Annotated in this window: 29 protein-coding genes and 1 pseudogene; 16 read left to right on the plus strand and 14 right to left on the minus strand. The window is 60.8% G+C overall.

Annotation, left to right across the window (positions count from 1 at the left end; all coding sequences use genetic code 11):
• Position 1: 1 nt before the first annotated feature.
• Entirely contained in the window at positions 2-241 is a 240-nt protein-coding gene (locus tag AC53L6_RS18335; RefSeq protein WP_189369483.1) for an accessory factor UbiK family protein, read from the minus strand.
• A gap of 96 nt (positions 242-337) precedes the next feature.
• Between AC53L6_RS18335 and lgt the strand changes: the two genes are divergently transcribed.
• The 5 genes from lgt to AC53L6_RS18360 all read left to right on the plus strand — a co-directional run bounded on the left by lgt (position 338) and on the right by AC53L6_RS18360 (position 4,394).
• Positions 338-1,234, plus strand: a complete 897-nt coding sequence (lgt, locus tag AC53L6_RS18340) for a prolipoprotein diacylglyceryl transferase (RefSeq protein WP_496908884.1) — start codon at positions 338-340, stop codon at positions 1,232-1,234.
• Positions 1,231-2,292 (plus strand): class I SAM-dependent methyltransferase, encoded by a 1,062-nt coding sequence (locus AC53L6_RS18345; RefSeq protein ID WP_496908885.1) that lies wholly within the window; start codon positions 1,231-1,233, stop codon positions 2,290-2,292. Before lgt ends, AC53L6_RS18345 begins: the two co-directional genes overlap by 4 nt.
• On the plus strand, positions 2,289-3,044 hold the full coding sequence (gene pgeF, locus AC53L6_RS18350; RefSeq protein ID WP_496908886.1) for a peptidoglycan editing factor PgeF: 756 nt from the start codon (positions 2,289-2,291) through the stop codon (positions 3,042-3,044). The genes AC53L6_RS18345 and pgeF overlap by 4 nt, the downstream gene beginning before the upstream one ends.
• 235 nt (positions 3,045-3,279) lie before the next feature.
• On the plus strand, positions 3,280-3,420 hold the full coding sequence (locus AC53L6_RS18355) for a hypothetical protein (protein WP_299604270.1): 141 nt from the start codon (positions 3,280-3,282) through the stop codon (positions 3,418-3,420).
• A gap of 284 nt (positions 3,421-3,704) precedes the next feature.
• On the plus strand, positions 3,705-4,394 hold the full coding sequence (locus AC53L6_RS18360) for a Hint domain-containing protein (protein WP_496908887.1): 690 nt from the start codon (positions 3,705-3,707) through the stop codon (positions 4,392-4,394).
• 21 nt (positions 4,395-4,415) lie between these two features.
• On the opposite strand, the gene AC53L6_RS18365 is transcribed toward AC53L6_RS18360, so the two are convergent.
• On the minus strand, positions 4,416-4,916 hold the full coding sequence (locus AC53L6_RS18365; RefSeq protein ID WP_496908888.1) for an Lrp/AsnC family transcriptional regulator: 501 nt from the start codon (positions 4,914-4,916) through the stop codon (positions 4,416-4,418).
• Between the two features lie 188 nt (positions 4,917-5,104).
• Here AC53L6_RS18365 and trxB point away from each other — a divergent pair, with 188 nt between their 5' ends.
• On the plus strand, positions 5,105-6,073 hold the full coding sequence (gene trxB, locus AC53L6_RS18370; RefSeq protein WP_496908889.1) for a thioredoxin-disulfide reductase: 969 nt from the start codon (positions 5,105-5,107) through the stop codon (positions 6,071-6,073).
• A 9-nt stretch (positions 6,074-6,082) separates the two neighbouring features.
• Here trxB and AC53L6_RS18375 read toward each other — a convergent pair whose 3' ends face one another.
• Positions 6,083-6,451: a YunG family protein gene (locus AC53L6_RS18375; RefSeq protein ID WP_496908890.1), complete on the minus strand. Its 369-nt coding sequence runs from the start codon at positions 6,449-6,451 to the stop codon at positions 6,083-6,085.
• Between the two features lie 46 nt (positions 6,452-6,497).
• Here AC53L6_RS18375 and AC53L6_RS18380 point away from each other — a divergent pair, with 46 nt between their 5' ends.
• On the plus strand, positions 6,498-8,279 hold the full coding sequence (locus tag AC53L6_RS18380; RefSeq protein WP_496908891.1) for an adenylate/guanylate cyclase domain-containing protein: 1,782 nt from the start codon (positions 6,498-6,500) through the stop codon (positions 8,277-8,279).
• A 135-nt stretch (positions 8,280-8,414) separates the two neighbouring features.
• The gene (locus tag AC53L6_RS18385; RefSeq protein WP_496908892.1) at positions 8,415-10,490 is read left to right on the plus strand and encodes a bifunctional sulfate adenylyltransferase/adenylylsulfate kinase; all 2,076 of its coding nucleotides are present in this window, start codon (positions 8,415-8,417) and stop codon (positions 10,488-10,490) included.
• 248 nt (positions 10,491-10,738) lie between these two features.
• Here AC53L6_RS18385 and AC53L6_RS18390 read toward each other — a convergent pair whose 3' ends face one another.
• Both AC53L6_RS18390 and AC53L6_RS18395 read right to left on the minus strand, forming a co-directional pair.
• The gene (locus tag AC53L6_RS18390) at positions 10,739-11,608 is read right to left on the minus strand and encodes a PhzF family phenazine biosynthesis protein (protein ID WP_496908893.1); all 870 of its coding nucleotides are present in this window, start codon (positions 11,606-11,608) and stop codon (positions 10,739-10,741) included.
• A 117-nt stretch (positions 11,609-11,725) separates the two neighbouring features.
• A complete protein-coding gene (locus AC53L6_RS18395) occupies positions 11,726-12,139 on the minus strand; it encodes an RrF2 family transcriptional regulator (protein ID WP_299747363.1) in 414 nt (137 codons plus the stop codon).
• Between the two features lie 113 nt (positions 12,140-12,252).
• Between AC53L6_RS18395 and AC53L6_RS18400 the strand changes: the two genes are divergently transcribed.
• Complete coding sequence (locus AC53L6_RS18400) at positions 12,253-13,677, plus strand: MFS transporter (RefSeq protein WP_496908894.1); 1,425 nt, start codon at positions 12,253-12,255, stop codon at positions 13,675-13,677.
• Between the two features lie 92 nt (positions 13,678-13,769).
• Here the strand turns inward: AC53L6_RS18400 and AC53L6_RS18405 are convergent, their stop codons facing one another.
• Both AC53L6_RS18405 and AC53L6_RS18410 read right to left on the minus strand, forming a co-directional pair.
• Entirely contained in the window at positions 13,770-14,756 is a 987-nt protein-coding gene (locus tag AC53L6_RS18405) for a multicopper oxidase domain-containing protein (RefSeq protein WP_496909085.1), read from the minus strand.
• Positions 14,748-15,185 (minus strand): annotated as a pseudogene (locus AC53L6_RS18410) (multicopper oxidase domain-containing protein); the annotation flags it as partial. The gene AC53L6_RS18405 and the pseudogene AC53L6_RS18410, both read right to left, overlap by 9 nt.
• Positions 15,186-15,293: 108 nt before the next feature.
• On the opposite strand from AC53L6_RS18410, the gene AC53L6_RS18415 reads away from it, so the two are divergent.
• Positions 15,294-15,743 carry a MarR family winged helix-turn-helix transcriptional regulator gene (locus tag AC53L6_RS18415; protein ID WP_496908895.1) on the plus strand — a complete coding sequence of 150 codons (450 nt, stop codon included), beginning with the start codon at positions 15,294-15,296 and terminating at the stop codon, positions 15,741-15,743.
• A gap of 198 nt (positions 15,744-15,941) precedes the next feature.
• Here the strand turns inward: AC53L6_RS18415 and AC53L6_RS18420 are convergent, their stop codons facing one another.
• Positions 15,942-16,166, minus strand: coding sequence for a DUF1150 family protein (locus tag AC53L6_RS18420; RefSeq protein ID WP_299210236.1), 225 nt, complete (start codon positions 16,164-16,166; stop codon positions 15,942-15,944).
• A gap of 3 nt (positions 16,167-16,169) precedes the next feature.
• Complete coding sequence (locus AC53L6_RS18425; protein WP_299705506.1) at positions 16,170-16,580, minus strand: Hsp20 family protein; 411 nt, start codon at positions 16,578-16,580, stop codon at positions 16,170-16,172.
• Between the two features lie 156 nt (positions 16,581-16,736).
• Here AC53L6_RS18425 and AC53L6_RS18430 point away from each other — a divergent pair, with 156 nt between their 5' ends.
• The gene (locus AC53L6_RS18430) at positions 16,737-16,961 is read left to right on the plus strand and encodes a YdcH family protein (protein ID WP_299210241.1); all 225 of its coding nucleotides are present in this window, start codon (positions 16,737-16,739) and stop codon (positions 16,959-16,961) included.
• 3 nt (positions 16,962-16,964) lie between these two features.
• Here AC53L6_RS18430 and AC53L6_RS18435 read toward each other — a convergent pair whose 3' ends face one another.
• Positions 16,965-17,324: a hypothetical protein gene (locus tag AC53L6_RS18435; protein ID WP_496908896.1), complete on the minus strand. Its 360-nt coding sequence runs from the start codon at positions 17,322-17,324 to the stop codon at positions 16,965-16,967.
• Between the two features lie 136 nt (positions 17,325-17,460).
• Here AC53L6_RS18435 and purE point away from each other — a divergent pair, with 136 nt between their 5' ends.
• Both purE and AC53L6_RS18445 read left to right on the plus strand, forming a co-directional pair.
• Positions 17,461-17,955: a 5-(carboxyamino)imidazole ribonucleotide mutase gene (gene purE, locus AC53L6_RS18440; protein WP_299772875.1), complete on the plus strand. Its 495-nt coding sequence runs from the start codon at positions 17,461-17,463 to the stop codon at positions 17,953-17,955.
• Positions 17,948-19,015, plus strand: coding sequence for a 5-(carboxyamino)imidazole ribonucleotide synthase (locus tag AC53L6_RS18445; RefSeq protein ID WP_496908897.1), 1,068 nt, complete (start codon positions 17,948-17,950; stop codon positions 19,013-19,015). The genes purE and AC53L6_RS18445 overlap by 8 nt, the downstream gene beginning before the upstream one ends.
• Here the strand turns inward: AC53L6_RS18445 and AC53L6_RS18450 are convergent.
• A complete protein-coding gene (locus AC53L6_RS18450) occupies positions 19,012-20,160 on the minus strand; it encodes an alpha-D-ribose 1-methylphosphonate 5-triphosphate diphosphatase (protein ID WP_496908898.1) in 1,149 nt (382 codons plus the stop codon). The two genes, AC53L6_RS18445 and AC53L6_RS18450, sit on opposite strands and share 4 nt — an antisense overlap.
• On the minus strand, positions 20,144-20,914 hold the full coding sequence (locus AC53L6_RS18455; protein WP_299772869.1) for an alpha/beta hydrolase: 771 nt from the start codon (positions 20,912-20,914) through the stop codon (positions 20,144-20,146). Before AC53L6_RS18455 ends, AC53L6_RS18450 begins: the two co-directional genes overlap by 17 nt.
• A 71-nt stretch (positions 20,915-20,985) precedes the next feature.
• Here AC53L6_RS18455 and AC53L6_RS18460 point away from each other — a divergent pair, with 71 nt between their 5' ends.
• On the plus strand, positions 20,986-21,438 hold the full coding sequence (locus AC53L6_RS18460) for an NUDIX domain-containing protein (RefSeq protein WP_496908899.1): 453 nt from the start codon (positions 20,986-20,988) through the stop codon (positions 21,436-21,438).
• Here the strand turns inward: AC53L6_RS18460 and AC53L6_RS18465 are convergent.
• Positions 21,404-22,252: a DMT family transporter gene (locus AC53L6_RS18465; RefSeq protein ID WP_496908900.1), complete on the minus strand. Its 849-nt coding sequence runs from the start codon at positions 22,250-22,252 to the stop codon at positions 21,404-21,406. The genes AC53L6_RS18460 and AC53L6_RS18465 overlap by 35 nt on opposite strands.
• A 4-nt stretch (positions 22,253-22,256) precedes the next feature.
• Complete coding sequence (locus AC53L6_RS18470) at positions 22,257-22,802, minus strand: P-loop NTPase family protein (protein WP_496908901.1); 546 nt, start codon at positions 22,800-22,802, stop codon at positions 22,257-22,259.
• A 162-nt stretch (positions 22,803-22,964) separates the two neighbouring features.
• On the opposite strand from AC53L6_RS18470, the gene AC53L6_RS18475 reads away from it, so the two are divergent.
• Together AC53L6_RS18475 and AC53L6_RS18480 are read left to right on the plus strand one after the other, a co-directional pair.
• Positions 22,965-23,258, plus strand: coding sequence for a putative quinol monooxygenase (locus tag AC53L6_RS18475; RefSeq protein WP_496908902.1), 294 nt, complete (start codon positions 22,965-22,967; stop codon positions 23,256-23,258).
• A complete protein-coding gene (locus AC53L6_RS18480; protein ID WP_496908903.1) occupies positions 23,258-23,692 on the plus strand; it encodes a MarR family transcriptional regulator in 435 nt (144 codons plus the stop codon). The genes AC53L6_RS18475 and AC53L6_RS18480 overlap by 1 nt, the downstream gene beginning before the upstream one ends.
• Positions 23,693-23,848: the final 156 nt, after the last annotated feature.

A 23,848-nucleotide genomic window follows, 5' to 3' on the forward strand; every position in this document is an offset into this window, starting at 1 on the left:
CCTATTTCCCTTCAAGCGCCTCGATCCGGGCCTTCAGCGCTTCATTCTCTTCCCGCGCCTTCTGCGCCATCGCGCGCACGGCGTCGAACTCTTCGCGCGTGACGAAATCACGATCCGCCAGCCAGCGGTCCATCATGGATTTCATCGCCGTCTCGGCCTCGTCCTTCGCGCCCTGGGCCACGCCCATCGCGTTGGTCATCAATTGCGAGATGTCGTCGAAAATCTTGCCGCGTGCTTGCATGATGTCGTGTTCCTTTGAAGCCTGTTGCCTATATGGGCACAGACACGGGGCGAGGCAAGGTTGACCTGCCCCTCAAGCAGAGGCATTGAGACGCAGATGACAGGCGCACTCCCCTTCCCCGACATCTCGCCCGAGATCTTCTCGATCTCGCTTTTCGGCATGGAACTGGCCCTGCGCTGGTATGCGCTGGCCTATATCGTGGGCATCATCATCGGCTGGCGGCTGGTGGTGATGGCGCTGAAGGCCCCGCGCCTGTGGCCGAACCAGACACCACCCCTGAGCCCCGGCCAGACCGAGGACATGCTGACCTGGATCATTCTGGGCGTCCTGCTGGGTGGGCGGATTGGTTACGTGCTCTTCTATCAACCCGGCACCTATCTGAGCGATCCCCTGTCCATTATCGCGATCTGGGAGGGCGGGATGTCCTTTCATGGCGGTATGTTGGGTGTGATCCTGGCCTTCTGGCTGTATACCCGCCGTCACAAACTGCCGCTACTGACCACTGCCGATGCCGTGGCGATTGGCACGCCGCCCGGTCTGCTCTTGGGTCGGATGGCGAATTTCATCAATGCCGAACTGTGGGGACGGCCGACCGAGTTGCCCTGGGGTGTGGTCTTTCCCGGGCAGGCGGCGCAGTACTGTCCTGACATCGTGGGGGCCTGTGCGCGGCATCCGTCGCAGCTTTATGAAGCATTCTTGGAAGGCTTTGTCCTGCTTGTTGTCCTGCTGTGGATGGCGTGGCGGCGTGATGGGTTCAAGAGACCGGGCCTGCTGACGGGCGTGTTTCTGGCAGGCTACGGCATCAGCCGTTTCCTTGTTGAATTTGTACGCCAACCCGACGCGCAGTTCATCTCCGATGGCAATCCGTTGGGCCTTGCCTGGCACATCGGTGGCTACGGCCTGACCATGGGCCAGATTCTGTCCCTGCCGATGATCCTTCTGGGCCTGTGGCTGATCACTCGCGCCCGCCGCCGGGTTGCAGCACCGGCATGAGTCTGAAGGACGGCCTTATCGCGCGCATTGCGACGCATGGGCCAATCACCGTCGCGGACTACATGGCCGAGGCGTTGCTGCATCCGGTGCATGGCTACTACACCACCCGTGATCCGCTGGGGGCTGCAGGTGATTTCACCACCGCACCCGAGATCAGCCAGATGTTTGGAGAGCTTGTGGGCCTGTCGCTGGCCCAAAGCTGGCTGGACCAGGGGGCGCCTGCGCCATTCACGCTGGCAGAGCTTGGACCGGGACGCGGTACTTTGATGGCCGATATTCTGCGCGCGACAGCGCGGGTGCCCGGATTTCATGAGGCGGCACGGGTTACCTTGATCGAGGCGTCTCCTTCATTGCAGGAGGTGCAGCGTACGACCCTTGACGGGTTTGATTTCACCTATGTTGAGGGGGCCGACCACCTGCCTGACGCACCGCTGTGGCTGGTCGCAAACGAGTTTTTCGACGCTTTGCCGGTAAGACAATTTCAGCGCGATGGCACGGGCTGGCGTGAAAGGTGCGTGGGGCTCAGCGACAACACGCTGTCCTTTGGCCTGTCGCCCGCCGCGCCGCAAGCCATGTTGGCGCATCGGCTGGACGACACCGAGGACGGCCAGCTGGCCGAGATCTGCCCATCAGCCTCGCCGATCATGTCGGCCATCGGCACCCGGATCGAGACCCATGGCGGGACCGCGCTGATCATCGACTATGGCGATTGGCGGTCGCTGGGTGACACGTTACAGTCCATGCAAGACCACAAAGCCGTCGATCCGCTGGCCAATCCCGGCCAAGCCGATCTGACGGCCCACGTGGATTTCGAAGCGCTGACGCAGGCCGCCGCCCCTGCCGCCTTTTCCCGGGTCACCCCTCAAGGCGTGTTCCTCGAACGGCTGGGCATCACGGCGCGTGCGCAGGCATTGGCCGCAAAACTGGACGGTTCCGCACTGGATGCTCACATTGCGGCACATCGACGGTTGACGCATCCCGATGAAATGGGAAACCTGTTCAAGGTTCTGGGGCTTTTCCCAACCACTGCTGCACCACCGCCCGGACTGGAACGATGACGTTGGAAATTCTGACTGCCGAGAGCCTGATACCTGTCCGGCACGGGTTTTTCACCCGCAAGGGGGGCGCATCCTCGGGCATCTTTGCAGGTCTGAATTGCGGCGTGGGCAGTTCTGATCAAACTGAAATCGTGGCGATCAACCGCAGGCGCGTGGCCGAAGCGATGGGCGTTGGATCAGACAAGCTTGCCGGGGTGCATCAGGTTCATTCCGGCGACGCGGTTCAGGTCACAACAGCCCCTGAACCAAAACCCAAGGCGGATGGGCTGGTCACAGCAACGCCCGGTCTGGCGCTATCCGTGCTGACCGCAGACTGTCAGCCGGTTTTGTTTGCAGATGCAGATGCACAGGTCATCGGTGCCGCACATGCGGGCTGGAAAGGCGCGCAGGCCGGGATCATGGAGGCGACAGTCGACGCCATGGTCGCCCTTGGCGCCACGCGCGAGAACATCCACGCGGTCATCGGCCCCACCATCAGCCAACGCGCCTACGAGGTTGGTCCGGAATTTTTTGACATCTTCCTGGACGAGGACCCGGAGAACACCCGCTTTTTTGCAGGTGGGGATGGTGATCGGATGCATTTCGACCTTGCAGGATACGGGCTGATGCGCCTGCGGGCAGCAGGGATCGCATCGGCTGAATGGACCCGGCATTGTACCTATTTTGATCCTGACAGGTTCTATTCCTATCGGCGGTCCGTGCATCAGAAGGACCCCGACTACGGGCGTCTGATCTCTACCATCGTTCTGTGATTGGGGCACAAATCGGGCGGGCCTTGCCACCCTGCTGTCCCATTGTTTCCAGAACGGGACCAATCAAGTGCCAATCAGGCAACAAACACAGGCGATCCTGACACGCCACAATTGTGCATCCGGGTCTTTGAATTTTTCTGAGAATTGTTTCCATTGGCCCCAAACATGCCCGATTGCACCGCCATTCTGTTTCTCAACGGGCAACAGACCCAGAGCATTGAGCAGAGGACAGACCATGACAAACGCACGCTTCATCAAATCGGTGACCGACGCCGCCAAGCAAGACGCACCACAAATGCCGTGGGCACGTGGCAAACGGCGCGCGGCTTTTGTCGCAAAGCGCAAGGCCGCGTTGGAGCTGCGCAAGTCCGCCTGAGTGGCGAATCGGAATGTGGCAGACCTGCCCCGTTTCATGTGAACAATGTCTTAAGCGGCGCGCCATTGGTGCGCCGTTCATGGTTTATAGCCCCGATTCTTTGACAATTTGCGGCAATTTTAAGAATTAAGCCTCATAAACTTGACACAAGGACGCGTTCCGTCTGTCGTCGTCGGTGGGGGCCGATACGGATGTGACTGGTACTGCGAGGTTACATTTCATATATGACGTTCCCTGCTGCCCTGCGCGCACCGCGCGCAATTGAAGAACGATTTGCGACGCCCATGGCTCGGCCTGACTATCCTCCACTCCGCACATTCGAGGTTGCGGCACTACGCGCCGACGGGTCGCGCAGCATCGGCACGTTCAAGGCCCCGGCCCTGCCGCTGTTTGAATCCGCTTTCTCGGCCTTTGCACGTGGCGTGGTGTTGTCCAGCCCGGGCGGCGGCATTGCGATCGAGGATTTGCAGCCGGGCGATTGGCTGAACACTTCATCCGGTGATCCGGCGCAGGTCATATGGATCGGGTCATCGAATTTTGTGCCGTCGGATATGGGGCGTCGCATTCCGCTGATCCGGGTCATGGCGGACAGCTTTGGCCAGCAGCGCCCCAGCTCATTCCTGACCGTGGGTCCCGGCGCACGACTGCTGCAAACGCCGGCGCATCTGCGCGGCACAACCGGTGGTGAACCGCTGCTGACGCCCGCGTCGGAATTCGTGGACAACGTCAATGTCATCGAGGTCGTTCCACCAACCCCCATTCGGCTGTTCCACATCTGCTTGACGCGCCACGCGGCTGTGGATGTCGGGGGAATCGCAGCAGAAACATTCCATCCGGGCATGAACGCCACGCGGCAGGTGACACATGCACAACGCGATTTGTTCCTGTCGATGTTTCCCCACATCTCACGCGTGACAGATTTCGGGCCGCTGGCCCATCCGCGCGCGCCAGAACGGGACAGCGTCAGCAGCTGACCCGGCGGGTGCCGGAGCCGATCAGGCGGATTTCGCCAACCGCGCTTCCAACACGTCGAACGGCACGCCGGGGGAATCCTTGGCCTGCCGGATCACCAGCGAGGTCTTGACCGAAGCCACGTTCGGCGTTGTCAGCAACTCGCCCGTCAGAAAGCTTTGAAAGCTGGACAGGTCGGGCGCCACGCATTTCAGGATGAAATCGACCTCGCCATTCAGCATGTGGCATTCCCGGACCAGCGGCCACGCACGGCACTTGTCTTCGAAGGTGCTCAGATCGGCCTCCGCCTGGCTGGCCAGCCCCACATTGGCAAAGACCTGCACCTCGAACCCCAGCTCATGGCTGTCCACGTCCGCATGGTAGCCGCGGATGTATCCGCTTTCCTCCAACGTCCGCACCCGGCGCAGGCAGGGCGGCGCCGAGATGCCGACTCGCTTCGCAAGCTCCACATTGGTCATGCGACCGTCCGCCTGCAGTTCTGCCAGAATTTTCCGGTCAATCGGATCGAGTCGCGTGCTCGCCATCAAAGCCCCCATGAATTTGCGGTTGTTATAACATGCCCGCAGGCGCGCGCAATAATATTTCACAATTGCGCAATTTTCCGAAATGACGCATTGCGTGCACTGCAACCCGGCTGCCCATTTCCAGGGTTCAATCCCGCGCGTTCGGCGTCTATATCAGACAGGCTTTCAAACACCAGACGGGGGTCACAATGGCTGAGACGAAGCGCACAAAGGTTCTGATCATTGGGTCCGGTCCTGCGGGATACACTGCGGGGGTCTATGCCAGCCGCGCCATGCTGAACCCGATCCTTGTGCAGGGGATCGAGCCCGGCGGCCAGTTGACCACCACCACCGAGGTCGAGAATTGGCCCGGGGATACCGAGGTTCAGGGCCCCGACCTGATGATCCGCATGCAGGAACACGCCAAGGCGATGGGAACCGAAATCATCGGTGACATCATTACATCCGTCGACTGGTCCAAACGCCCCTTCGTGGCCCAATCCGACAGCGGCACCGAATACGTGGCCGATTCCGTCATCCTCGCCACCGGCGCCCGCGCCAAATGGCTGGGCATGCCATCCGAAGAAAAATTCAAAGGCTTTGGCGTATCCGCCTGTGCCACCTGCGACGGGTTCTTCTACCGGGGTCAGGAGATCGTCGTGATCGGCGGCGGCAACACAGCCGTCGAAGAAGCGTTGTTCCTGACCAACTTCGCCTCCAAGGTCACGCTGATCCACCGCCGGGACGAGTTGCGCGCCGAGAAAATCCTGCAGGACCGCCTGTTCAAGAACCCCAAGATCGAACCGCTGTGGTTCCACCAACTGGAAGAGGTCTACGGCACCGACAACCCGCTGGGGGTCGAGGGCGTGAAGGTGAAGAACGTAAAGACGGGTGAGATCACGGACATCCCCGCCAAGGGCGTCTTTGTCGCCATCGGCCACGCGCCCGCCAACGAACTGGTCAAAGACACGCTCGAAACCCATATGGGCGGCTACGTGGTGACCAAGCCCGACAGCACCGAAACGTCGATCCCCGGTGTGTTTGCCGCAGGCGACATCACCGACTGGCAATACCGTCAGGCAATCACATCCGCCGGCATGGGCTGCCAGGCGGCACTTGAGGCCGAACGTTTCATCGCGGAAACCGAAAGCGGTGCCGAGGAGATGGCAGCCGAGTAGGTAAATACACTACGGCGTATCCAGTGCTTTTTCCACGGCATGCTTCAACGCGTCGTATTCCCGTTGCGGGATACCCGTCATTGCAGCACTGACAGACGATACCTCGTCGGCGTAAGCGTCGGGAGCGTCGAATAGCGCGCCCGGTGCCTTGAACTGGCTATCTGTCAGATCATATCGCTCATCATTGATCCGATTGTAGTAGTGCCAGACACCGGGCAACCGCGTGCGCAACACCTCTCCACCGAACATATCGCAGATGACCGCCGCAGTGACATTGCACTGACCCAAGGCGGGATTTTCCGCCTGCCATTGCACTGCCGTTTTGAGCGACCAGGCCCCATGCAATGCAGAACGTACCGTTTGTTCGTCAAAGGTCATGCGCCACTGCTCTCCGCTTCATTGAACGCCAATGCTATCGCCGTCGATGACGAACGCAACACGATCACCGTTCGACGCCTTGACCAGACGGATCGCCCCCGCCACCCTGTACCGAAGCAAAAACAAGCAAAGGGCAGTCATGGCGCACGCGATCTGGCGCGGCAGTTTGGCAACAAGGATCAGGATCGTCAGCGGTCTGATCCTGATGGTCTATCTGACCCTGCACATCCTGAATCTTGCAACGATCCTGATTTCGCCCACGGCTTTTGACACGTTTCAGACCGCACGCCTTTGGGTGATCCGGTCGGATGTGGGCACGGCAGTGATTATGTCGGCCTTCTTGGCCCACATGCTGTTGTCTCTGGGCAAAGTCGTTGTGGCACGGACGTTGCGCATGCCGCTGACCGACTGGGTGCAGATCCTTTTGGGCCTGCTGATCCCCATCATGTTGGTGGATCACCTGATATACACCCGCGCCGCACACGAGATGCTGGGCGTCACCACGATGTTTGGATACGTCAACCGGCTGATCTGGGGGACGGGGGATGGCTGGGCACAAGCCGTTCTTTTGCTGGTGGCGTGGGGCCATGGCTGGATCGGCCTGCACATGTGGCTGCGCCTGACATCCTGGTGGCAACGGGCCATCCCATGGCTGATCGGCATCGCGGTCATATTGCCGACGCTGGCCCTGGTTGGGTACATGACCTTTGCCCGCACAATCACCGGATTGCTCAGCAATCCGCGCGCTGAAGAGGTGGCGCATGCGGCGTGGAACTGGCCCGACGCACAGGGCTTCGCGGCGCTGGCCTCCGCCGCCAACAACATGACGCTGGCGGTCTGGGCCGTGCTGGGGTTCGCCATTGTCGCCTTTCTGGCGCGGCGCGGGCTCGCGGCCATCGCCCGCCCCATCCGCATCCACTATGTGGACGGGCCCAGCGTCCGGGCCCCGCGTGGTCAGACCATTCTTGAAACCTCCCGCAGCAGCGGTGTCACCCATACGGCTCTGTGTGGTGGGCGGGGTCGGTGTACGACCTGCCGCGTGATTGTCGAGGAAGGGCTGGAAGACTTACCTGCCCCGTCAGAGGCCGAACAAAAAAGCCTGATCGCCGTGAACGCGCCGCCCAACGCACGGTTGGCCTGCCAAGTGCGGCCCACAAGCTCGGTTCGGGTGTTCCGCGTCTTTGACCGCGATGGCAAACGCGGGCGCGCCCATGCCAGTCAGGGCAAAGAGGCGCAGCTGGCCGTTCTGTTTCTGGACATGCGCGGGTTCACGGCCCGGACGGATGGGCAATTGCCCTATGACGTTGTGCATCTGCTGAACCGCTTTTTTGACGAGATTGTACCCCCGATCAACGCCGCCGGCGGGACGGTGGACAAGTATATGGGTGATGGGTTGATGGCGGTGTTCGAAAGCGCCACGGCCGAAATATCCGCCCGCTCCGCCATTCAGGCGGTTGAGGGTATTGGCAAAGCCCTCGCCGACTTCAATCAAAGACTGGACAGCGAAGGCAGCGCACCGGTGGCCATTGGGATCGGCGTGCATTTGGGCAATGTTGTGCTGGGCGAAATTGGCGCTGCTGGTCACGCGCCCCGCACGCTGATCGGTGACACCGTGAACATTGCATCGCGATTGGAAAGCGAGACGAAGGCGCGCGGCGCGCAAGTGCTTGTGTCCATGGACACGTTGCACGCCGCCGGTCTGGACGCGCCCGAGGATGTCGTGGTGTCCTTGTCACTGCGCGGACGCGAGGCGCCGCTGGAGGCGGTCCCCTTGGCCAATGCAACCGATATCGGCGCCCTTGCGCTGTGGATTGCCGCACCTGCCTGACACTGTTGACGCCGCTGACATGGCCGTTACGCATTTGCCACAACTGCGGAAATCCGCGCATTGCAAAAGTTTGTTCTTTCGTGAACAAACTTTCTGTGAAATGTGTTCACCCGTGAACGCAACCGAATGCATGTGATGTCAGCCGCACCCAAATCAACACCGGAAAGCGACGACCAGTTGTTCCGCCTGTTGCGGCAGCTGGATCAGGCCTCTGGTGTCACCCAACGCGCTATGGCGCAGGAAATTGGCGTGTCCCTTGGACGCCTCAACACCCTTTTGCGACAGGCCACCGATGCGGGCTTTGTTCAGGTGAACGACATGGACGGCCCAGACAAGCGGCAACGCTTTTCCTATGCGCTCACCATGCGGGGGGCCGCCGAAAAGAACCGGCTCACCGACCAATTCCTCGCCCGCAAATTTGCGGAATACGATGCTCTTTTTGCCGAACTGACAGGCACCACGTCCGGGTTAAACCCGCTGAAACACAGGAACAAATTGATGGAAAACAACCTTGCTCCGATTCCTGAGCTGTATGTCTCGTATGACAGCGCCCAGAAGATGAAGATGGAAGCGGCCGACCTGGTAAGCTGGGATCTGACCCCGCGCCAGATCTGCGACCTGGAATTGCTGATGAATGGCGGTTTCAACCCGCTCAAGGGGTTCCTGTCGGAAGCGGACTACAACGGCGTTGTGGAGACCATGCGCACCTCGGATGGTGCCTTGTGGCCGATGCCTATCACGTTGGATGTAAACGACAAATTCGCGAGCAGCCTCGAAATCGGTCAGGACATCGCCCTGCGCGACCAGGAAGGCGTGATCCTCGCCACCATGACGGTGACTGACCGCTGGACCCCCAACAAGAGCCACGAGGCCGAGAAGGTTTTTGGCGCCGATGACAGCGCCCATCCGGCCGTGAACTACCTGCACAACACTGCGGGCGAGATCTATCTTGGTGGTCCGATCACTGGCATTCAGCAGCCCGTGCATTATGATTTCCGCGGACGTCGCGACACGCCGAATGAGCTGCGCGCCTATTTCCGCAAGATGGGTTGGCGCAAGGTCGTGGCCTTCCAGACCCGCAACCCCCTGCACCGCGCGCACCAGGAGCTGACCTTCCGTGCCGCCCGCGAGGCCCAGGCCAACTTGCTGATCCATCCGGTTGTTGGCCTGACCAAGCCCGGCGATGTCGATCACTTTACTCGCGTGCGCTGCTACGAGGCCGTCCTCGACAAGTATCCGCAGGCCACCACGTCGATGAGCTTGCTGAACCTGGCCATGCGCATGGCCGGCCCGCGCGAGGCGGTCTGGCACGGCCTGATCCGCAAGAACCACGGCTGCACCCACTTCATCGTTGGTCGCGACCACGCAGGTCCCGGCAAGAACTCGGCCGGTGAGGATTTCTATGGCCCCTATGACGCGCAGGATCTGTTCCGCGATCATCAGGAGGAGATGGGCATCGAAATGGTCGACTTCAAACACATGGTCTATGTGCAGGAGCGCGCCCAGTACGAGCCAAATGACGAGATTGCGGACAAGGACAATGTCACCATCCTGAACATCTCGGGCACCGAACTGCGCCGCCGTCTGTCCGAGGGTCTTGAGATCCCCGAATGGTTCAGCTTCCCCGAAGTGGTCAAGGAGTTGCGCCGCACCAAGCCGCCGCGTTCGCAGCAAGGCTTTACCGTGTTCTTCACGGGCTTCTCAGGCTCGGGCAAGTCGACCATTGCCAACGCGCTGATGGTCAAGCTGATGGAGATGGGTGGCCGTCCTGTGACCCTGCTGGATGGGGACATCGTGCGGAAGAACCTGTCCTCGGAACTGGGCTTTTCGAAAGAGCACCGCGATCTGAACATCCGCCGCATCGGCTATGTCGCGTCCGAGATCACCAAGAACGGTGGCATCGCGATCTGTGCCCCCATTGCGCCCTACGCGACGACCCGTCGGGCCGTGCGCGAGGATATCGAAGAGTTCGGCGCCTTTGTCGAAGTGCACGTCGCCACCTCGATCGAGGAATGCGAGCGCCGCGACCGCAAGGGGCTCTACAAGCTGGCGCGGGAAGGCAAGATCAAGGAGTTTACCGGCATCTCTGATCCCTATGACGTGCCACAAAGCCCCGAGCTGAGCGTCGAGACCGAGAATGTGGACGTGGACAACTGCGCCCACCAGGTTTTGCTGAAGCTGGAAAGCATGGGGTTGATCGCCGCCGAGTAAGGCGGGGCGGAGGGCACCTCCGCCTTACTTTAAAACGTAAGGCGCACCATTCTGGTGCGCCTTTTTCGTTTTGTCCCCGCGGGGACAGCCTGTGCGGCGCCATCAGGCGATGTTCAGCAATCTGTGTTCCAGCAGGAATATCAGATGCTTGTGCAGCGCGCGGTGCGGTTTTCGGATGTTAACCACGCAAATGGCACACTGCCCGATGAAAGCGGGCGGCGCATCAGGATGCGCCTTACCGGCTTGCACTAGAGGTGCAGTTGACCGCTCATCAGGATATGCGCCTGCCCTTCCACGACCACCCCGGTGATGGCGTCACGGGAACCTTGCACAGCCACGCGTGCCTGTCCGGGGCGGCCCAGGCCGTGCCCTTGTTCAGCAGTGAAGTCCGGGCTGTCGATCAACCCTTCGGACCAGAGATAGGCGGCCATTGCGCCAGTGGCAGAACCGGTGAAGGGGTCCTCTGCCGGGCTGGGCGGTGCCATCAGCAAGCGGGCAAAGGTGTCCCCTGCCTTGGTCGCGCTTTCAAGCGTACACCAGAACGGTTCCATCACGTCCGTGCCGTGCACGCCCAGCGCGCCGAGATAGGTTTGAAAGGCGTCCATGTTGAACGTCGCACGCTCAAGCGTTGCGCGATCCTTGAGCACCGTGATCGTGAATGGCAGTCCGGTGGACACAACGCGGGGCGGATGAATGATCGCGTCCGCAGGTAGGCCACCCACCGCCGCGACCAGCGCCGTATCGGGACGCGCGCCAAATGTCGGCGCAACCTGGGTCATGCGAATGGACATACCGTCCACTTCGACCGGGACGATCCCGGCGTTGGTTTCGAGGGTCAGGGCGCCATCCGTGATCAGATCGCGGTGGCGCAACGCAGCGACCGTGGCCACCGTCGGGTGACCGGCAAATGGGATTTCACGACTGGCCAGGAAATAGCGGATGCGGATGTCGGCCGCATCGGAGGGGCCTGTGAATGTGCATTCCACCAAAGAGGTTTCGCGCACAAAGGCCATGCAAGTCGCGTCGTCCAGCCCAGCGCCGCCATGCACCACGGCGCAGCCATTGCCACCAAAGGCCCGATCGGTGAATGCGTCCACCCAATCGACATCAAAACTCATGCTCTGCCCCTTTCCCATCGCACCGCGCTGTCACTGCTCGAACAGCGCATTGCTTGGAGACAAGGTCAAGTCGAAGGCGTGGTTGGCGCAGACCGTGCGGGACGGACGTTGTGCAATTCAAATCTGGGCATTCCGGGCAAGGTCTGAAACAGAAACACGGCCAAGCTCTTTTTCGAACACCTGTCTGGCCGCGCCCATCGCTGCCCGTGTTGCGTCGCTTGCGGCATGTTCAAGCAGACAGGGCGACGAAGGTTCCGGTGCGCCTATGGCAAACACACTTGGTGAGCCAAGCGCGATGTAGACATCCATAAGACTGATTTCAGACAGGGGGCGTTGCAGGTGCCAGCCACCACCGTGCCCCTTGGTCGATGTCACGAGGCCATGCTTGCGCAATCCCCCCATGGTGCGTCGCACCAATGACGCGTCCATTCCGAACATCTCGCCCATGCGTTCCGATGTCACTGGCTCATCTATCTCGTCCAGATGCAGCAGTATGTGCAGCACCCTGGGAAGCCGATTGTCTGTTCTCATGGGACATACATATCCGAACTGACATCTTGTGACAATTGTTATCACGAGAGATTGACGGCACCCATCATGTGACATTAAAAGTCACGTGAATCAATCAAAATTGGAGTGCGATAATGTCACTGCTTCACACCTTGCCCCAGCCTGCAACGAAGACCCAATGGATCGCCGTCTGGGCCCTTTTGATTGCGGCCTTTGTGTCCCTGCTGGACGTAACGGTGGTGAACCTGGCGGTGCCGAGCATTGCACGGGACCTTGGTGCGACGGGAACGCAATCCCAGTGGATCTTGCTGGCCTATCTGGTGCCCTTTGCCGCGTTGCTGTTGCCTTTGGGGCGGTTTGGCGACGTGCTGGGGCGCCGCCGCCTTTTTCTGATTGGCGTTCTTGCATTTGCAATCGGTGGGCTTGGGGCGGGCACCGCGCAAAACATCGCAACGCTTATCATCGCACGCACCTGTCAGGGCATCGGTGCAGCGACCATGATGCCCCAAGTCCTTGCCCTGACCCAAGTGATCTTGCCGCCCGAGCAAAGGCGGCGTGCGGTTGGGTATTTCGGCATGGTGAGCGCGCTGGGGGCCATCGCGGGCCCGATTGTCGGCGGCCTGATCTTGACCGTCGATCCCTTTGGTCTGGGCTGGCGCATGGTTTTTCTGGCAGCACTCACACCCTGTGTTCTGTCAGCCGCTGTGGTCGCTGTGTATGTGCCCCGTGACGCCACCCGGACCTTGAAGAGGCTTGACGTGCGGAACGGTGCGCTGGTCGCGCTGGCCGTCACCGGATTGGTCTATGCAGCGGTGCAAGGCAGGGTGTTTGGGTGGCCCATTTGGATCGTGGCCATTCCCCCGCTCAGTTTGCTGATCTTGGCATATGTGGCACGCAACCAACTGTATTACGTGCGTCGCGACGTCGAGCCGTTGTTGCCCGGTGCGTTGTTGCTGTCCCGCCCCTTTTTGCAAGGCACAGCGATGATCCTGTTGGTTTTCTGTGGCATCGCGGGGGTTCCGTTCTTGCTGGCCCTGGCATTGCAGGCGGGCCCACAATTGTCGCCCGGGGCGGTTGCCGTTGCCCTTGTCGCGCATCCGGTGTTCGCGGCCATGGGGGCTGCGATTGCCGGGCGCATCGCACCGGCAAACCCATGGGCGCTGCCCTGCCTTGGATCGGCCTTGACCTGCGGCGGTGTTGTTCTGGTCATCCTGGCCTTCTGGACCTTTGGCGATGGCATCGGGGTCCTATCCCTGCTGTTGCCCCTTTCACTGATCGGGTTTGGCATGGGGCTGAGCAATGTCTCTCTCATGTCGAACACGCTGGCCATTGCGCCCAAGGAGTTTGCGGGCGCCGCCTCCGGCGTCATTCAAACCGGGCAGCAGATCGGTATCACGCTTAGCATCGCCATTGTTGGTGGTCTGTACTTGGGGCGGCTGGGGTCCACGACGGCAGACGCCGCGGCACTGGCGCTTTTGTTTCCAGCCGTTGTTTTTGCAGCTGCGACGGTGCTTTGCCTGCTTGCTGCCCACCGGGGGCAACATGAGGTGACAGGGTGACGCCGACCCTCAGACACTCGCCGGGAATGCTTGGCGACAGCCGCACGGATTAGGAGAGGACCACTCGCCAAGATGCAGCCGGCAATGGTCCGTCACGTTACGGTAAACTGCCCCATCATCCCGCAGTCTTCATGTTCGAGGATATGGCAGTGATACATGTATGGGGCATCCTCTGGCGCGTCGTGCTCGAACTTGACCAAGACTTCGGACCAGCCTTCATCCACATGAACCATGTCTTTCCAGCCTTGTACATGGGCCGCTGGTTCCGTGCCGTTCTGGGTGAGAATGCGGAAAGAGCATCCGTGGATGTGAAACGGGTGCAACATGTCGTCCACCGCGATCCTCCATATCTCGGTATCGCCCTTGCGGACCCGTTCGTCGATCCTGTCCATTCGCATCGGTTGTCCGTTGATGCTCATCACGCCGTCACCGCAGAAATTGCCCCAGACCAGCGCCAACGCAGCGAGGTCGGCGTCCCCGCCCATCTCAAGCTGGAATGAGCGGGTTGTGGTGGCCTCGGTGCGATCAGGCGGTGAAAGGTTTGCGAGGGTGTTTGGCATGGTGCCGGAAAATACCTGTTCTCCATTTGCGGTCAGGGTCAGCGCGGCAATCGTCTGGTTGCCGCCGAACAGGTTCGCCAGGAAACCGCCACCTCCGTCCAGGCTGACGTTCAGGGCGTTGCTTTCGATTGACTTCATATCGACAAGCACCTCGTAGCGTTCGCCAGGCGACATCAGGATGCTTTCCACCTCGACCGCGGAGGCCAGAAACCCGCCATCGGATGCGATGACCGTCAGGGGTCCAGTTGCCATCGAAAGTTCCAGAAACCGGGCATTGCAAGCGTTGAGGATGCGCAAGCGCACCAACCCGGTCGGCACGGATTGGGCAACGGGCGCGATGGCCCCGTTGACCACCAAAGTGTCCCCTTCAAACCCATCTTCGAAGACTTCGCCGGTCAATTCATAGGTCATCTGCCCAGCAGGATCGAACGCCTTGTCCTGAAGAACCAACGTGAAGTCATCGACGCCGTAGGTCTTGGGCAAGTCGGCTGACAGGCTGGCGTCGTCTTCGATCAGCATCACACCGGCGAGACCCTTGTATGTCCGCTGCGCGGTCTTTCCGTGCATGTGAGAGTGAAACCAGTTCATGGACGCGCTTTGAACGATGGGCACGTCGGGAGACCACGTGGCACCCGGTTCGATCTCTTAATGCGGGCCGCCATCCACGTCGCCCGGAATGCGCAGGCCATGCCAATGCAATGTGGAGACTTCGTTGATGCCGTTGCGCACATCGAAGGGCAGTGTTTGCCCTTGCCGCACCCGCAAGATTGGAGCCAGATAGCTGTTGTTGATGCCAAAGGTCTGGCTGGCCGCACCGCTGCCGAAATCGTGGGTACCGGGGCCCAGGGCAAGGGGGATGCGGCCATTGATGCCGTCGGTCAGGTCAGTCACCGGGATCACGGGAAGACGTCGCACCGATTGGGCCCCCGCCAAGCTACCGATTGCCACAAACGCGGCCGCAGCTGCCGTCCTGAGAAAAGCACGTCTGTCTATTGGAGCCTCCAACCCTTATCAACTATGGTTGATGAATGGGTATCAGAGAGCATTTCATCAACCATGATTGGTAAAACGGATAACGACTTTCTCGGGCAAAACATCAAGGGTCTGATGATGACGCTGCTTGCGCAATGGAACCAGCGGATGGACGAGGCGCGAGCCGAGACTGAATTCGCGACTGTGCGCCCAGCAGACATTCGGGTGTTTGCACAGCTTCGCGGACGCACGATCAAATTGTCCGACATACATCGCGAAATGGGGTTTTCACGCCAAGCGGCGCAGCAGGCTGTTGATCGCCTTGTGGCACAGGACATGCTGTCCGTTGATCCGGTTCCCGGCAGCAAGCGGGACAAGGTCGTTTCGATCACTGACAAGGGGCAACGGTGGCGTACAATTGCAGCGCATCAAATCCGCGGCATAGAGGAAGAGATCGCAGACGTGCTTGGAGAAGACGGGCGAGAGGTCATGCGGCAGTGTCTTGTCGAACTGTTGTCCAAGACGTCTCCCTGAGAGGGGCAGCGGCATTCCGAATACCCTTCGTAGCCGGATGCAGCGCACTTGATTGCTCGTACAAATGTGATCGCTGGCCTACCCAGCGATCACAAGCGGATTGAGCCGGGTTGCCTTGGTCATCAAAGCGAAGCCCACGCAAAGCGCAGAAAGACGACGTGCTGTTCGCTATCGCAAGCGGCCAGACGGCTCAGTGTATCAATGTAGTGGTTGGGGTGCGTAGTCGTGCTGACGCGCCAGCGCAAAGGCCAGTTTGCGGTCAGCCACAAGGGCCAGTTGCTGCCCTTCGGCATCGTGCACGGCAAAGAGCTGGTCCAGCCCTTCGGCCTGCTCCTGCACCTCTTGCGGCAGGGCATCCACATCGATGGCCTTTACATAGACCATCCGGCCCACATCGGCGTTCAAATCATAGGGCGTGTTCATGACTTATCCTTTCCTGATGTTGATCGTTTGGACGATTGTTTCGGGCTTTGACCGGGTGAGATCGACGTGTAGCAGACCGTTTTCCATGATGGCTTCGCCGACTTCGACACCGTCGGCGAGGACGAAACTGCGCTGGAATTGTCGCGCGGCGATGCCACGGTGCAGAAAAACGCGTTCTTCGGTCTCTTCGGCCTGACGGCCCCGGATCACAAGCTGGCGATCTTCCACGGTGATCGACAGGTCAATTTCCGCAAAGCCGGCCACGGCAAGCGTGATGCGGTAGGAATAGTCTGATGTCTGTTCGATATTGAACGGAGGGTAGCCCTCGGAGCTTTTGGCTGTGCGTTCCAGCAGCCGTTCAAGTTGCTCGAATCCCAACATATGTGGGTACGAGGCAAGGGTCATCTTCGTCATGCGACACGTCCTTTTGGTCAAGCGACAGTCTGTATCCGCCCCTGATGCGGCAGCGGATGGTATAAATATGGGCAGAAACCTTGTTGGGAACAAGGTCTAGGCGCATCGCAGGGTTGTGATTATATTAAAGGCTCTGCAATTGCTTGGAATCGCATCATGAATGCTCCTTCTGATATCTCGATGAAGACAGACGAGGTATTGCGCGTTGAACTGGAAGTGTTCAAACGCGAGCATCGTGATCTGGACGAAGCCATTCATGCCTTGCAGGAAAAGGCCACCGGGGATCAGTTGACCATACAGCGCCTGAAGAAGAAAAAGCTTAGGCTGAAGGACCAGATTGCGATCATCGAGGATCGTTTGACCCCCGATATCATCGCCTGATCCCTATTCGCCGCGCGTGAGGCTGCGCCAGCCGTCCTTGTCCACCGCCTTGAGCCGTGCCAGGGCGCGTTCGGCATCCGCGCGGATCGTGTCCTTGTTTTGATCCTTTACGCCTTCGATCTGGGCCACCAGTGCGTCGATCTCGGGCAGGTCCGTCTTGGTTGCCGCCGCGAGGGTCTGCAATGCTTCGAGCACCTTGCCCAGTTGCGTGCCGTAGCTGGCCACGTCTGTCTGGATCTTGGCCTCAATCTCGGCGCTGCCTGCGATATCAGGGGAAAAGACGCGCGGCACGATTTCTTGCGTCACATCGCCCGAAAAAGGGGCGCGGAACATGGGGGCCCAGACGTCAAATGGGGTCATCATTTTGCAATCTCCTTGTCTCAATGCTGCCAGCCTTGCCGCAGCGCAGCATCGTGTCAAATGAAACCCGCTGTGCCGCCATTGCCCCGCGCCGCGATCTGGCTATAGTGCGCGCTTTCTGACCGCAGGGCGATTTGAGATGACAGACACCCCTCCCCCCGTTGGCATAATCATGGGCAGCCAGTCGGACTGGCCCACCATGCGCGAGGCTGCCGAGATGCTGGACGCGCTTGAGGTGCCTTACGAGGTGCGCATCGTGTCCGCCCATCGCACGCCGGATCGGCTGTGGGATTACGGCAAGACGGCTGTGGACCGGGGATTGAAGGTGATCATTGCGGGTGCCGGCGGTGCGGCCCATTTGCCGGGCATGATGGCGTCAAAGACCCGCGTGCCTGTGATTGGTGTGCCGGTCCAGACCAAGGCGCTGAGCGGGGTCGATAGCCTCTATTCCATCCTGCAGATGCCGCGCGGATTCCCCGTGGCAACCATGGCGATTGGTGCAGCAGGTGCGGCCAATGCAGGATTGATGGCGGCTGGCATTCTGGCCGTGTCGGACCCGGCCTTGGCCGAGCGGCTGGAGGCGTGGCGCGACGCCTTGTCCGCCTCGATCCCCGAGGTGCCGAGCGATGACTGAGCCACTGGCGCCGGGTTCGACCATTGGAATTCTGGGCGGCGGCCAGTTGGGCCGTATGCTGTCCGTTGCTGCAAGCCGTTTGGGCGTTCGCACTCATGTCTTTGATCCGTCCGCCCAACCCCCAGCGGGTGATGTCGCCCATATGGTGACCACAGCCCCTTACGAGGACAACGACGCCCTTTATGCCTTCGCCACCACCGTTGACGCTGTCACCTACGAGTTCGAGAACATCCCTACGCTGACGCTGGATGCCCTTGAAGATCACGTGCCGATCCGCCCGGGCCGCGAAGCGCTGCGGGTGAGCCAGGATCGTTTGGTCGAAAAGGACTTCCTGACCGGTCTGGGGTTGAAGACTGCGCCTTTTGCGGACGTGCCCGACGTAGATGCCCTTACCGCAGCGCTTGCTGATATTGGCACACCGGCCATCCTGAAGACCCGTCGCTTTGGCTATGATGGCAAGGGACAGGCCCGCATCATGGATGCGGCGGGGGCTGAGGCAGCGCTTGCCGAGATGAAGGGCGCGCCCGCGATCCTGGAAGGCTTTGTCGATTTCAGCCACGAGGTGTCCGTCATCGCGGCCCGTGGGCTGGATGGGGCTGTTGCCTGCTTTGATCCCGGTGAAAACGTGCACAAGGATGGTATCCTGCACACCACCACAGTCCCTGCCCGCCTGAATGCCAGCCAGCGCACGGACGCGGTCCTGCTGGCAGCCAACATCCTGAACGCTCTGGATTATGTGGGGGTTCTGGGTGTTGAGCTGTTCGTCACGCCACAGGGCCTGATCGTGAACGAGATCGCGCCGCGTGTGCACAATTCCGGGCACTGGACCCAGAATGGGTGCGTTGTGGACCAGTTCGAGCAGCATATCCGCGCCATTGCAGGCTGGCCGCTGGGTAATGGTCAGCGTCATTCGGATGTTGTGATGGAAAACCTGATCGGTGATGATGTCGACCGGGTTCCGGCATTGGCTGCCGAGGCGGGCACCGCCGTGCACCTTTATGGCAAGGCCGAAGCCCGTCCGGGCCGCAAGATGGGCCACGTAAACCGCGTGGTCGGCTAGGCCGCTGCCACGAAGCGTTGCGCGATGTCGCCGGACATGTAGCTGACCCGCCCGCCCGAGAGTGTGGCGGCCACCCGGTCCGTTTCATCCAGGATCACCAGATCCGCCCGTTTGCCCGGTGAAAGCGTGCCGCGATCCGTGAGTCCCAGCACTTTTGCCGGGCCGGATGACACAAGCGCCCAGGCTCCGGCCAAATCCATTAACCCAGTTTTGGCCAGCATCAGTGCGGCACGGCGCTGCGATGGGTAGTGGTAGTCCGACGCGATCGCGTCGCAGAACCCCATGGTGATCAGGTCCAGCGCGGAGGCATTGCCCTTGTGCGATCCGCCCCGCACGACGTTGGGCGACCCTAGAACGACGAGGTCGCCTGCGGTATGTGCGGCCTCTGCCGCCTCCGCTGTTTCGGGGAACTCGGCGACCGTGGCCCCACGGGCGCGCCACGTGGTGCGCTGATCGCCGGTACTGTCGTCGTGACTGCCGATTTGCACGCCTTGTTGTCGAAGCTGCGTGCACAGCGCATCAAGCGCCTCGGGCACCTCGTCCCCGCGCGCATGCAAGTCCAAAAGCATCTGGAAGTGAACATCCGGGTTCCGCCCGGCCTTGAGCGCCTGCCCGGTAAGCCGTGGCGGTTTGCGCCCCTCGGCCAGTCGATCATGGGGCAGATGGTCGTTGAATACGACATAGCCCACCTGCCAGTCAGCAATGCGTTGCGGCAGCTCCGCGTACAGATCGAGCATATGGGTTTCGAAGCGCAGTTGCGGGCGCAAGTCTGTTACAACGTCGCCACGTGTGGCGATCATCGCGTTGAACACCTGATCGGCAAAGTCGAGGCTGCGCAGCCCGCCTTCCCAGCTGATGAACTGGGCCATGACGGCGGTGGTGATACCGTTGGCCGCAATCTCGGCCTCGGCGGCCACGATCCCTTCGTTCATCTGTTTCATCGCGCCCCGGCGCGGGGCCATGTGCCGTTCGAACCCGTCGCCATGCACGTCGACGATACCGGGCAGGATGCGATAACCACTCAGGTCAACGGACCGGCCCGTAGGCGCATCGACCACAACGCCATTAGCCATCGACAGGCGGGCAGTTTCCAGTCCGGAAGGCTGCAGAACCGCACCGCCAACCAGATCAATTTTCAGCATCATCGCTTCCTTGCAGGCAACCCCCGTCCGGACATCCCAACTGTTCCAGCACGGCATCAATCCAGCGCAGTTCGCGGTCAAAGGCGCCATTGTCAAGAAAGGTCAGCACCTGCGCGATGACATTCGGGTTATTCATCATGAAGGTGTGGGTGACAGGCAGCACGATGTGATCGGCCATACCCGCCACCGGGGTGGCCAGCACCGACACCTTGCCATCATCCCGCCCCGGCAGGAGCGACGAGAAATAGGGATTGAGGGATTGTTCCCCAGCGATGATGCCCACCGGGTATGTGACGGCGGGCAAGCTGCGCGGCAGGCTGTCATCACCCGTGCCAAGTTGCCGGCCTGCGGGGCCGTTGAACCAGCCGAAAGCCTCAAGGTCACCAAGTTCATCCACCACTTCGCTGCCACGGTTGGGCGGGGCCAGCATCACCACACGGCCCAGATTGGCGGGCACGCCATGGTTGGCAAACCAATAGCGCACAAGAATGCCCCCCATGGAGTGCGTAACGAAATGCACCGTTTCGGCACCGCAGCTTTCGAGGGCACGGGGCACAACGTCACGTGCCAGCGTCTCAACCGTTTCGTTGGTGGACGGATAGCCCGGGCGTACAACGCGGTAGCCATCCGTGAGCAGCGCCTGTTGTAGCACCAGAAGCGATGCCTCGGTCCGCGCGAGGCCATGCAACAGCACCACGCAGTCAGCGCGGGCACCGGTCGCCAAGAGGGCCAGAACAAGGGCAGCAATCCATCTCATACCCTTGAGATAGCCCCATGCGCCCGCTTATGGAATGATTACGCGTCGTCGCCCTTGGAAAGGTTTTGCCCATGCGCCCCAAATCCCCCCGCATTGCCGTGCGCGCCGTTATCGTTGAGGATGACCGCTTGTTGATGGTCAACGCATGGCATACGGCCAAGAGCGCCTTGATGTGTGCCCCCGGAGGCGGGGTCGAGGTTGGCAGCAGCCTGCCGGACAACCTGGCGCGTGAGGTCCATGAAGAAACCGGGCTGACGGTCGAAGTTGGCGCGCCGTGTCTGGTCAATGAATACCATGATCCGCCCAGCCAGTTTCATCAGGTCGAGGTGTTCTTTCGCTGCACCATTGTTCCCGGGACGCTGCGCCCGGAGGTTTGGCACGATGCCGAAGCCGTTGTGACAGAGCGGCGCTGGCTGACGGCAGAAGAGCTGGCGCAGGTGCCACACAAGCCCGACAGCCTTGGGGCTGTTGCCTTTGGCGGTGCTGGTGTCAGCTACGACCCGATTGAGCCTTTGATGCGGTAGTCGCTGTAGCGATGCCGCCAATGACCAGGGCTGCGGAAAGCGCAAGCGTGAGCGACAGGGCTTCGCCTAAAAGCAAGGCACCGCCTGCGATAGCGATGATGGGCACGCTCAGCTGCACCACCGCCGCTGTCTGACCCTGAAGTTGTGGCAGCACCGAATACCACAGCGCATAGCCCAGGCCGGACGTGACGGCCCCCGACAGGATGGCAAGCGCAATGCCAGATGGCGCGGCGTGCAAGCCCGTTCCAAGCAGCAAGACCGCCAGCAGTGGTGTGGCGACAACAAAGTTGGCCGCAGTGGCGGACAGCGGGTCCTGCGCCCCTTTGCCCGCAAGGGTGTACGCGGCCCAGCCAAGCCCGGCGATGACCATCAAGAGGGCACCGGCGATATCTCCGCCCGCGCCGTCCGTCGGCCAGAGGGCAATCAACAGCCCGGCAAAGGCAATGCCTGCCCCCGCAACCTGTCGCGCCGTCGGCCGCGCGCCGCGCATGGCCGACCAGCCGAACATGCTAACCTGCACCGTACCGAACAAGATCAAGGCACCAAGGCCCGCGTCCAGCGTCACGTAGGCTAGCGAGAAGCCGATCATGTATGCAGCGAGGCTTGTGGCGCCGACAAGCCGTCCGCGCTGCAACAGTGGAAGGCCACCGCCGCGCACCGTCAGGATCATGCAAAGAGCAACCGCCCCCGCCACCACGCGGATCATCGCAAAGCTGGACGGGTCGATGGCATCGCTGTCGACCGCCATACGGTTCAGGACCGAATTGGCGGCAAAGGCAATCATGGTGAGGCAGGTCAAAAGGATCAGGCGCATGGTATCAGCGGTGTGGAATGCCGAGGTTGCCGATGGCAAGTGCCGTTTCAAGGTCTGACAGAAAGTTGTGGACCTGGGTGCGGGACGTGAAGTGGTACGTGGTCTTTTCCCGAGGCGCGTTTTCATAGAGGGCACGTGCCCTTTCGCGGGCGCTGTTCCGCGTCCGCCAAATGAAGGACAGGAAGTCCCAATCCAGCTGTTCCGGGCATCCTTTGGGCAAGTCCGGTCGGCTTTGACCGAAGTACCGCAGGGATCGCCATATCACGCGGCGCAGGCGCAGCCCGACAGGCAGGTCGAGCCAGATCAGCGTATCGGCCCGCGCGAGCCGCTCGGGCCATGTCGCGCTATGCCCGCCTTCGAATATCCATTTGGGCTGCTCAATGACATCGAGTGTCATCCGCGTCTTTTCAGCCCTGTCACGCTCGACCCATCCGGGTTTCCAGTGGATGTGGTCAATGTGGATGACGGGGAGAAACGTCTTGTCCCCCAGATGCCGCGCCAGGGTCGATTTGCCGGATCCGGGCTGCCCGATGATCATTACACGCTGCATGTGTCGGACCGTGGCGCAAGGTGGGAACAGGTGCAATAGGACGCGCCGCGATTGGAGCCTGAGCACCGGCAGATGCATGTCCGGGCCGACCCGCCAGCAGCTCTTGTGTCTGCTCAGCATAGCTCCATATAGTTATCATGCTAACCATTTGGAGAATCTGCCATGACCGAGCTCAGCGTGTTCGCCACCATTCGTCCGAAACCCGAGCATAAATCAGACGCCCTAGCGGCAATCGAGGGTATTCTGTCGGCCACCCGCGCCGAGCCAGGGTGCCACCGGTTTGAGTTGAATGTGGGAATGGAGGACACAGGCGCACTCTATCTTGTGGAGCATTGGGCGGACGACGCAGCGCTCGATGCGCATTATGACATGGACTATATAAAACGTGTCTTTGCCGCCTATGAGGACTGGCTGGCAGAACCGGTTGAGATCGTGCGGATGCGGCGGCACGCCTGATGTTCTTTCTGAAAGAGCTGCCCAGCACTGAAATGATTGCAGGCGTGACGGCGGACGTCCCCAACGTTGACGCAGTACACGTGCTGACCGTGCTGGAGCGTCTGCGCCAAGCAAGTATCCTGCTGCGCGACATTGAGGCGTTCCTGCGCACCCACACCCTTTCACAAACGCAGTTTCTGTCGTTGATGATGATCGTGCGGGAACCTGATCGCGACAGCCTGTCGGCGGCTGAAATTGCCAAACGGCTGGACGTGTCAAAGCCGGTGCTGAGCAAGGCGATTGGAAGCCTGATGGACAAGGGGTTACTTGCCCCCGCAACCATGCAACCTGCCGACCAACGCCAAAAGCAACTGAGCCTGACAGAAAAGGGTCACGGGGTTTTTGCCGGTGTCCTGCCCGGTTACTTTGCCCTTTTGCACAAGTCCGAAGTATGAACGTTCAAGGACCAAGTGATCCCCCCGCCCATGTGGTCAAAGCGAAACAGGTTCGCTTGCACATCTTGCCGGAGCGATGCCTCCACTCTTGAATCCGAGGTGCAATCAGCGGGCGATTGCTTCGCCCATTCATGTGTTTCTTTGTCGGTGCAAAAC

The organism is Tateyamaria sp. LSS28, from assembly GCF_059611725.1.

Coding starts and splice junctions, on each gene's coding strand:
- AC53L6_RS18335 (WP_189369483.1), bottom strand. CDS start 241: ATGCAAGCACGCGGCAAGATTTTCGACGACATCTCGCAATTGATGACC.
- lgt (WP_496908884.1), top strand. CDS start 338: ATGACAGGCGCACTCCCCTTCCCCGACATCTCGCCCGAGATCTTCTCG.
- AC53L6_RS18345 (WP_496908885.1), top strand. CDS start 1,231: ATGAGTCTGAAGGACGGCCTTATCGCGCGCATTGCGACGCATGGGCCA.
- pgeF (WP_496908886.1), top strand. CDS start 2,289: ATGACGTTGGAAATTCTGACTGCCGAGAGCCTGATACCTGTCCGGCAC.
- AC53L6_RS18355 (WP_299604270.1), top strand. CDS start 3,280: ATGACAAACGCACGCTTCATCAAATCGGTGACCGACGCCGCCAAGCAA.
- AC53L6_RS18360 (WP_496908887.1), top strand. CDS start 3,705: ATGGCTCGGCCTGACTATCCTCCACTCCGCACATTCGAGGTTGCGGCA.
- AC53L6_RS18365 (WP_496908888.1), bottom strand. CDS start 4,916: ATGGCGAGCACGCGACTCGATCCGATTGACCGGAAAATTCTGGCAGAA.
- trxB (WP_496908889.1), top strand. CDS start 5,105: ATGGCTGAGACGAAGCGCACAAAGGTTCTGATCATTGGGTCCGGTCCT.
- AC53L6_RS18375 (WP_496908890.1), bottom strand. CDS start 6,451: ATGACCTTTGACGAACAAACGGTACGTTCTGCATTGCATGGGGCCTGG.
- AC53L6_RS18380 (WP_496908891.1), top strand. CDS start 6,498: ATGACGAACGCAACACGATCACCGTTCGACGCCTTGACCAGACGGATC.
- AC53L6_RS18385 (WP_496908892.1), top strand. CDS start 8,415: ATGTCAGCCGCACCCAAATCAACACCGGAAAGCGACGACCAGTTGTTC.
- AC53L6_RS18390 (WP_496908893.1), bottom strand. CDS start 11,608: ATGAGTTTTGATGTCGATTGGGTGGACGCATTCACCGATCGGGCCTTT.
- AC53L6_RS18395 (WP_299747363.1), bottom strand. CDS start 12,139: ATGAGAACAGACAATCGGCTTCCCAGGGTGCTGCACATACTGCTGCAT.
- AC53L6_RS18400 (WP_496908894.1), top strand. CDS start 12,253: ATGTCACTGCTTCACACCTTGCCCCAGCCTGCAACGAAGACCCAATGG.
- AC53L6_RS18405 (WP_496909085.1), bottom strand. CDS start 14,756: ATGCTGATCGAAGACGACGCCAGCCTGTCAGCCGACTTGCCCAAGACC.
- AC53L6_RS18415 (WP_496908895.1), top strand. CDS start 15,294: ATGATTGGTAAAACGGATAACGACTTTCTCGGGCAAAACATCAAGGGT.
- AC53L6_RS18420 (WP_299210236.1), bottom strand. CDS start 16,166: ATGAACACGCCCTATGATTTGAACGCCGATGTGGGCCGGATGGTCTAT.
- AC53L6_RS18425 (WP_299705506.1), bottom strand. CDS start 16,580: ATGACGAAGATGACCCTTGCCTCGTACCCACATATGTTGGGATTCGAG.
- AC53L6_RS18430 (WP_299210241.1), top strand. CDS start 16,737: ATGAATGCTCCTTCTGATATCTCGATGAAGACAGACGAGGTATTGCGC.
- AC53L6_RS18435 (WP_496908896.1), bottom strand. CDS start 17,324: ATGATGACCCCATTTGACGTCTGGGCCCCCATGTTCCGCGCCCCTTTT.
- purE (WP_299772875.1), top strand. CDS start 17,461: ATGACAGACACCCCTCCCCCCGTTGGCATAATCATGGGCAGCCAGTCG.
- AC53L6_RS18445 (WP_496908897.1), top strand. CDS start 17,948: ATGACTGAGCCACTGGCGCCGGGTTCGACCATTGGAATTCTGGGCGGC.
- AC53L6_RS18450 (WP_496908898.1), bottom strand. CDS start 20,160: ATGATGCTGAAAATTGATCTGGTTGGCGGTGCGGTTCTGCAGCCTTCC.
- AC53L6_RS18455 (WP_299772869.1), bottom strand. CDS start 20,914: ATGAGATGGATTGCTGCCCTTGTTCTGGCCCTCTTGGCGACCGGTGCC.
- AC53L6_RS18460 (WP_496908899.1), top strand. CDS start 20,986: ATGCGCCCCAAATCCCCCCGCATTGCCGTGCGCGCCGTTATCGTTGAG.
- AC53L6_RS18465 (WP_496908900.1), bottom strand. CDS start 22,252: ATGCGCCTGATCCTTTTGACCTGCCTCACCATGATTGCCTTTGCCGCC.
- AC53L6_RS18470 (WP_496908901.1), bottom strand. CDS start 22,802: ATGCAGCGTGTAATGATCATCGGGCAGCCCGGATCCGGCAAATCGACC.
- AC53L6_RS18475 (WP_496908902.1), top strand. CDS start 22,965: ATGACCGAGCTCAGCGTGTTCGCCACCATTCGTCCGAAACCCGAGCAT.
- AC53L6_RS18480 (WP_496908903.1), top strand. CDS start 23,258: ATGTTCTTTCTGAAAGAGCTGCCCAGCACTGAAATGATTGCAGGCGTG.